This is a genomic window from Chlamydia sp. 04-14 (genome assembly GCF_036632095.1).
Lineage (GTDB): Bacteria > Chlamydiota > Chlamydiia > Chlamydiales > Chlamydiaceae > Chlamydia.
In genome coordinates, this window is sequence record NZ_JAPYKW010000002.1 from 61,840 (window position 1) to 69,544 (window position 7,705).

The following is a 7,705-nucleotide window of genomic DNA, read 5'->3' on the forward strand; positions in this document are numbered from 1 at the left end:
ATCTATCTTGAGTAAGATTCTCATTCTCGATTTTGGTTCCCAATACACCAATATTCTAGCCAAAAAGATACGTTTACTTTCCGTATTTTGTGAGGTGCTTCCTTGGAATACACCTTTGGAAAGTCTTCTTAAAGCATCTCCTTCGGGTTTAATTTTTTCCGGAGGCCCTCATTCGGTTTATCAGGAGAATAGCCCCCAAGTTGATAAAGCAATCTATAACAGTAATATTCCTATACTTGGAGTATGTTACGGTATGCAGCTTATCGCTAGAGACTTTGGAAGTGAGGTAAGAGCAGGAGGAAACGAATTTGGTTATACTCCTATAGTTTTTTATCCAAGCGAACTTTTTAAAGGTCTTGTTGATAAGGATACTTTTCATACTGAAATCCGTATGAGTCATTGCGACTCTGTTTCTTGTCCTCCTAAGGATTTCTTTGTTACAGCGAGTTCTCAGCATTGCCCTGTCGCTGCTATGGAGTGTCCTGAAAAGAAACTTTTTGGTCTTCAATTCCATCCTGAAGTTTCAGATTCTCAAGCAATAGGGGATAAAATCTTATCAAATTTTGTGAAGGATATCTGTCAGGCTTCAGCAACTTGGAAAATTGAAACAATAGAAAAACAACTTATCAAAAGTGTTAGAGAAAAAGTAGGAGAAACAGAACGCGTGCTTCTCGGTTTATCTGGAGGAGTAGACTCTTCTGTTTTAGCTGTTTTGCTTCATAATGCTCTGGGCGATCGTTTGTCTTGTGTCTTTGTTGATACGGGACTATTAAGAAAAAATGAAGTGGAGGAGGTTAAACAGCAGTTCTCTTCTCTAGGTCTAGATATAATTGTGGAAGATGCTTCGCAAAAGTTTTTCCAAGATTTATCGGGAATACAGGATCCAGAACAGAAGCGTAAAGTCATAGGGTCTTCTTTTATTGAAGTTTTTGATGAAGTATCTAAAAACCTTGACGTTGAATGGTTGGCTCAAGGAACTATTTATTCCGATGTAATTGAATCAGCAAAATCTTGTGATGCAACTCAAGTAATCAAGTCCCATCATAATGTGGGTGGGTTGCCAGAAAAATTAAACCTGAAACTTTTAGAACCCCTACGTTTTCTCTTTAAAGACGAAGTTAGAGCTTTAGGTAAATCTCTAGGTTTGCCGGATTCCTTAATATTCCGACATCCCTTCCCTGGTCCTGGTTTGGGAGTTAGGGTTCTCGGAGAAATTCGTCAAGAATATGTAGAAATAGTAAAAAACGCGGATAGCATTTTTATTGAAGAACTAAAAAGAGCTAATTTATACGACAAGGTTAGCCAAGCTTTTGCTGTTTTCTTGCCGGTTAAATCTGTTGCCGTCAAAGGAGACTGTCGTCACTACGGTTATACGATAGCTTTACGTGCAGTAGATTCTACTGATTTCATGACAGCATGTTGGCCATCTTTATCTAGAGAATTTCTTAATCATTGTTCATCACGCATTATTAACGAAGTCCCTGAAGTTAGCAGAGTGGTTTATGATATTTCTGATAAACCTCCAGCAACTATTGAATGGGAATAAATCCGATATTAATGAAGTAAAAAAGATATGATCGATAAGAGGCTGTTTTTTATTATTCAACAATTATCACAATTGTCCTCTGAATTATATGACGATGTACCTTGTACAAGTCAGTTTATCAAAGATCTTCCTAAAGCAGATATTCACACACATCTTCCAGGCACTATTTCACCACAAACAGCTTGGGAATTAGGCGTCAGGAATGGTCTTATAAAATGGCAAAACAACCAATGGATATCTCCTCCTCTATCTAACGGAAACCCTCATAAGAGTTATTCTGAAATATTCAAAAATTTTGAAAATATTCGCTATGAGCCGCATCCTAACACTTCTTTATTAAAATACGCTGTTATCTCTCGTGATTTCTCTAGTTTTGATCGGATTATGGCTACCGTACAGGGGCATAGATATCCTCCAGGAGGAATCCAAAATGAAAACGATCTTTGGCTTGTTTTGCAAAATTATTTAAAACAATGCCGGCAAGATAATATCATTTACACCGAAGTTCAACAGAATATCCGGATAGCTTACGCAATTTATCCTTCACTTGAACCTCAGGAAGCTCGCTTACGTTTATACGATTTATTTTTTAGAGCTTCTCAACTGTTCCAGAGTCAAGGAATAGTACTTCGTTTCCTCAATTGTTTTAATAAAACAGGTTCTTCTAATCTTCAGCAATCTACACAACAACGATCAGAAGAGGCTGCGATTTGGCTTGATGAGGCAGAATCTTACTTCCCTAATCTCTTTGTTGGTTTGCAATCTGCTGGAGCAGAAATTTGTCCTGAAGCAGACCCAATCAAATTAACTTCAGGTTATCGTCGTGCATACGATAAAGGGTTTGGTTGCGAAGCTCATGCAGGAGAGGGGACGGGATTTTTATATTTAAGCCGAACGTTGGAAGCATTACCTGTACAAAGAATAGCACACGGATTCCAAGCAATTGAACATTTGTCGACTATTCATGAAATCCAGGAGAAAAATATCACACTCGTTATGGCTCCTGCTATTAATCTTATACTCGGAGCTTCTCTACACCAATATTCAGGAACCAACAAATTAAGTAAGACAATCATAAGTAGTCTTGATGAGCATCCTTTCTTCGCATTGTTCAGAAATCATAAACTTAATATTGCGTTAAGCTCTGATAATCCTCAAATGGGAGGAATTTCTTTGCAAAATACCATGCTGCTTTTGTCTGGATTTCCTATTGATCAGAATTCTCAATTAACTCATGTCAAATCTTCGCCTCTAAATCTTAAAGAAATCATAAAACTTAATGTAGAGGCCATAACTTCTTCTTTTGTAGACACTGCTACAAAAATCACTCTTTTAGACAAGATCCTTGGGTACTTATCAGAAGATCAAAAAAGACTACTATCTACTTGTGGGTGATATTTTTTTATAAAAAGAACAAAAAAAGCATAGATATAAGGCTTGGTAGGGAAGCGAATGATTTTGCTAAAAGTCAAGTTTACACTATTCGTATATCGCTGGTGAAATGCTATTATTCTATGATCTGTGAAAGAACGTCATTGAATAGTCCTTAAAAAAAGTTTTTGATAATTTTACTTAATTTAGATACAGAATTTCGATTTGATCATAAGTCTCTAGCGATTTATAATGAATATGAAGATCTTCTTGATCGGTAATTTTAATATTGCATTAAGCAATAATCTTTTGTTCTGGAGGCTCCTTGTAGTTCCAGATCTCTCCATTTTGAATTTCAAACTTAATTTTCCCTTGAATTCATGGTCTCGTGTTTTTTCTCATCTGCGATTTTTTCATACAGTTTCTTGAAAAATCTTCCTAAGTTTGGTAGGGGAAGCGGTTATCTCGAATCTTTAGTAGAAAGGATAGATAGAATACTGCAAATTCGAGACGCATCTCCTGTTTGGTATGTTGAGAGAATGAATACAAATGGACAGCTTGTTTATGTTGAGATACAGATCCCGCTATCCTTTGAAGAAAGATTAAGAGCTTTATTCCTATACTTACTTGTTATTCCTGTAATTATAGCCTTTATTATCAAGATAGTAATGAGAATAGCTCTATATTGCAAATATGGAGGATGGGAGAAATGGTCTGAACGGACTACTATCTTAATCGATCGCTCATCAAGATCAGATGAAAATCCTCCCTATATATTCACAAAAGATCAACTCAAGGCTATAAATTTTCACCTCCCGTTTCTAGGTCAGGAGAATTTGGAGTGTATTTTAGATGAGCACCAACGTCTTAGAGGTGTAGGCAGCAAATCGGCTCTAAATAGGATGGGTGTAGGGATTAAATCTAAGGCTAATAATAGCGATATTTTAGGGGATGATGATGATATTTTTTTCCAGCACCCAGATTTCCCTCGATTAGAATTCGAATCCATGGGGCCAATGAGAATCAATAACCTAGTTGGGTATTCTGCTCAGGAATGGGCAGATATTCATGTGGCGAACTATTTAGCTTTTGAAAGAGAAGAGCTTTCTAAACTACGTGGATTTAGTAACCCACGTACTGTTGGCATCCGAAGAATACGCACAGATCCCGCTGGGAACTACGTATTGATCATTCGGGAATGTTAATTTTTGTTACAGATATTAACTATGATCTTTTGGTTTTTTGTGTAAAACTTACAACAAACTCCTGATTATAAGGGGTTTGCTGTGAAAATGTCCCGATTTTAGATGAAGTTCTAATATTAATTATTCTTAATATTAAAGATTAACTTAAGTAATAAGAGATTAATTATTTAGAAAGAATTAAAATAGGGGAGAATATTTTTAACTATATTTTTTGAATTAACTAGGTGTTTTAGTGAGCGTAAACTTTTTTACTTCCTTAAGCTTTTCTCAGCATTGTTTAGGAGAGATTGCCGAGGCTGGAAAATCCATTCTTTTAGAGAAGTTATCCGGGCGCCTGGATGAGTTGTTTCTTCAGCGTTCTGAAGGTGTGGAAGTCAAGGCTCTAGGGCCCAATAGGGGGCTTTTGTGTGAGAGAGTCACGAAGACCGATTCTTTAGTGTCTCTATGCTTAAAAGTACTTTTAGTTCTTCTTATTGTTCCGGTAATCATCGCTCTAGTTTTGAAGATTATTGTAAGGCTGTGCTTATATCTAAAGTACCCGGGGAAAATTATTTCTTCTCCAAAGCCTATTTTAGAGCCTACTACAAAACCTGCGGTGTCAATAGAGACGGTAGAAGATGTTGTTGAGGTCGAAGCCATTCCTCTTACACGAGAAGAGATTGTAAAGCAATTTCTACAACCATTTTGTCTTTCTGAAGAGGATGAGAACAAATTAATTCAAGGAGTAACGACTTTTATATCTAGATCTTACAAAACAGTGGGTGAGTACAGAGAGAATGGGATTTTGATTACAAGCCTGCCTTTCGAAAATGAAATGCCTTATTCATTTCAACTAACGACCCTCCCTGGATATGAATTTACCTACGCCCCCGGAAGATTGCAGCAAGGTCTAAATGGATTAGACATAGTAACGTCAACAACACGAATGAACACGAGATTGCAATGCTATCAGGATGAAACTGCTAAATTTCTTGAGAGTAAGCATGTTACTAGAGAATCCACTCAACAAGAGATCGAAGCTCTCATAAGAGAGGGGAAGAGAACAAATCGCTACGTAGGCATAACTGGTGTAGCCATCTTTAATGTGGGTGATGATTTACGAGTTGGGTCTTTAGGAGAGACGGTAGGAATTTTTATTGATAGACAGTTTAATTAAATCAGATATCTTTAAAAGTTTTTTATATGAAGTTACTTGTAAATTCTTTACTATCAGCGCTCTGAATAGCAAAAATCGGGGTTCCTTCCGGAATTTCTAATGTTAATATTCTTAATATTAAAGATTAACTTAAGTAATAAGAGATTAATTATTTAGAAAGAATTAAAATAGGGGGGGGGAATGTTTTTAACTATATTTTTTGAATTATCTAGGTGTTTTAGTGAGCGTAAACTTTTTTACTTCGTTAAGCTTTTCTCAGCATTGTTTGGGAGAGATTGCTGAGGCTGGAAAATCCATTCTTTTAGAGAAGTTATCCGGGCGCCTGGATGAGTTGTTTCTTCAGCGTTCTGAAGGTGTGGAAGTCAAGGCTTTAGGGCCCAATAGGGGGCTTTTGTGTGAGAGAGTCACGAAGACCGATTCTTTAGCGTCTCTATGCTTAAAAGTACTTTTAGTTCTTCTTATTGTTCCGGTAATCATCGCTCTAGTTTTAAAGATTATTGTAAGGCTGTGCTTATATCTAAAGTATCCGGGGAAAGTTGAGGAGATAGCGGCTCCTATCTCTTCTCCAAAGCCTATTTTAGAGCCTACTACAAAACCTGCGGTGTCAATAGAGACGGTAGAAGATGTTGTTGAGGTTGCAGCCGTTCCTCTTGCACGAGAAGAGATTATAGAAAACTTTATAATGCTCCCCAAATTATCTCAGGAACAGCAGAATCTTTTAATAGAATCTACTGCATTACTGAATTTGAGTAGTTTTGCCAACAGGGAGGGGTATGAAGAAAAAGGTATTTTCCCTGGATATGTCCCGTGGGCAGGTTTTACCACCCCTCTTACATTTGAGTTATCGGGCATTCCTGGTCTTAAATTTACCTACTACCCTGGTTATTTAGCAACAGATGCGTTTGGGAATCAGGATATTATTACTTCAGCAGCTAGGGCTTCTGACAGGTTTAGAGAAAGATTAGGGGCAACTGCTGATTTCTTAGAGGGAGTTCCTGTTACAACAGATTCAACTAAAGAGGGAGTTGAAACCCTTATCAAGGATGGATCAAAGGGAGATCCTAAATTAGGCATTCTTAATATTGAGATATTCACTGTCAATCAGACAGCAAATTCTATAGGAGAAAATGTTGGAGTTATAATCGAGAAGAAATTCGATTAGAGCAACTTACAGCATTTGTTTTTGTAAATTAGGTTAGAATGGGAATTTCGTTTTTTTCCTCCATTAGGTTTTCTCCAGAATATATCCAGGATATGTCCAAAAGGGGAGCATCTACCGTTTTAGAAAATATGGTAGAACGTGTTGATGATTTTTGCGCAAGTCTTGGCTGCTTTAGCAAACGCATACAAATTATTGGGGCAGAAAAGCGCGGTCTGGTTTTTAAAAGTAGCTGTGAGTGTTTTGTCATAGATCCTGAAGAATCCGACTTAAATTTGATTATAAGGACTCTGACTATTATTTTGATCATTCCTATGATCATCCTTCTATTTATTAAACTCGTATTGCGTTTTGCTCTATTTTGTAAATATGGGTTCACAACTGTAGAACGTATTGAAATAAAGGTCCCACAACAGCCAAAAACCCCGACTCCTCTTTCTCCAAGTATTCCTAGAATCACAGCAAAGCCTCAGACACCACGACCAACACCACCAATTAAACCTCGACCTATGCTTGATGTGGAAATTGAGAGGAAGTATCTCACATTGCAGCTCAAGGAGAGTGAGAGGGAGTTAATGCAAGAGGTTCTCTCTTTGCTTTTATATGGTTGTGAAGCAAATATTCTTGATCAGATGGGGATTATTACCTATGGCGATATCGGAATACACAGACGCTTTTCTTTCCGTATAAATAAGGGTGATTTAAAAGATATACTGTTTACCTATATCCCTGGTCAGTATGTGCCTCCTGGTGGAGCTATAGGGGTGCCTATTTGGTTAGGGGTCTTTCGTAGTGTTGATTATGCGACATTCAAGTTTTATGCTGAGAAGTGTTTAGACACGACAATGGCAAATATAGAGTTGATTAGCATGAGACAGCGTGGTGTAAAAACAATCCAAGAGAAAATTGAACAACTCAGTGTATTGGAATTAAGTAAAGATCAGTTTGAACAATTGCGTAGGGATTGTTGTTTCTATCCAGAGAGACTTCCTATATGCTCTTTAGAGGAAGTGCCTTGCTATCACAATGGTGAACTAGTAGGTCATGCTGGGGTAATCGCTCAGGACCTTCCGAAAGAAGAAGGCTAGGGGGAGTCTGGTAAGCTTAACCTAGTCTTTTTCACAACATTTGTATGGTCTGATAATATGTATTATGTTGCATAATTAGTTGTTTATAGACGGGCCATATAGTTAATTATTAATACCTTAACCCTTATTCCTAGTTTCATTTATAATAGGATGACCTTTTAATAATTTTATTATCTGGGT

General features: G+C 37.2%; 6 protein-coding genes. All 6 read left to right on the forward strand.

What is annotated here, in order from left to right; translation table 11 throughout:
- Positions 1 to 7 precede the first annotated feature (7 nt).
- The 6 genes from guaA (at position 8) to O6937_RS02945 (ending at position 7,525) form a co-directional block, all read left to right on the forward strand.
- Positions 8 to 1,546, forward strand: a complete 1,539-nt coding sequence (gene guaA / locus O6937_RS02920) for a glutamine-hydrolyzing GMP synthase (RefSeq protein WP_332390175.1) — start codon at positions 8 to 10, stop codon at positions 1,544 to 1,546.
- A gap of 27 nt (positions 1,547 to 1,573) precedes the next feature.
- Positions 1,574 to 2,941 carry an adenosine deaminase gene (locus O6937_RS02925; RefSeq protein WP_332390176.1) on the forward strand — a complete coding sequence of 456 codons (1,368 nt, stop codon included), beginning with the start codon at positions 1,574 to 1,576 and terminating at the stop codon, positions 2,939 to 2,941.
- A gap of 356 nt (positions 2,942 to 3,297) precedes the next feature.
- Positions 3,298 to 4,122, forward strand: a complete 825-nt coding sequence (locus tag O6937_RS02930) for a hypothetical protein (RefSeq protein WP_332390177.1) — start codon at positions 3,298 to 3,300, stop codon at positions 4,120 to 4,122.
- A gap of 232 nt (positions 4,123 to 4,354) precedes the next feature.
- Complete coding sequence (locus tag O6937_RS02935) at positions 4,355 to 5,278, forward strand: adherence factor (RefSeq protein ID WP_332390178.1); 924 nt, start codon at positions 4,355 to 4,357, stop codon at positions 5,276 to 5,278.
- Between the two features lie 220 nt (positions 5,279 to 5,498).
- Positions 5,499 to 6,440 (forward strand): adherence factor, encoded by a 942-nt coding sequence (locus O6937_RS02940; RefSeq protein WP_332390179.1) that lies wholly within the window; start codon positions 5,499 to 5,501, stop codon positions 6,438 to 6,440.
- A gap of 92 nt (positions 6,441 to 6,532) precedes the next feature.
- Positions 6,533 to 7,525, forward strand: a complete 993-nt coding sequence (locus tag O6937_RS02945; protein WP_332390180.1) for a hypothetical protein — start codon at positions 6,533 to 6,535, stop codon at positions 7,523 to 7,525.
- The last annotated feature ends 180 nt before the right edge of the window (positions 7,526 to 7,705 follow it).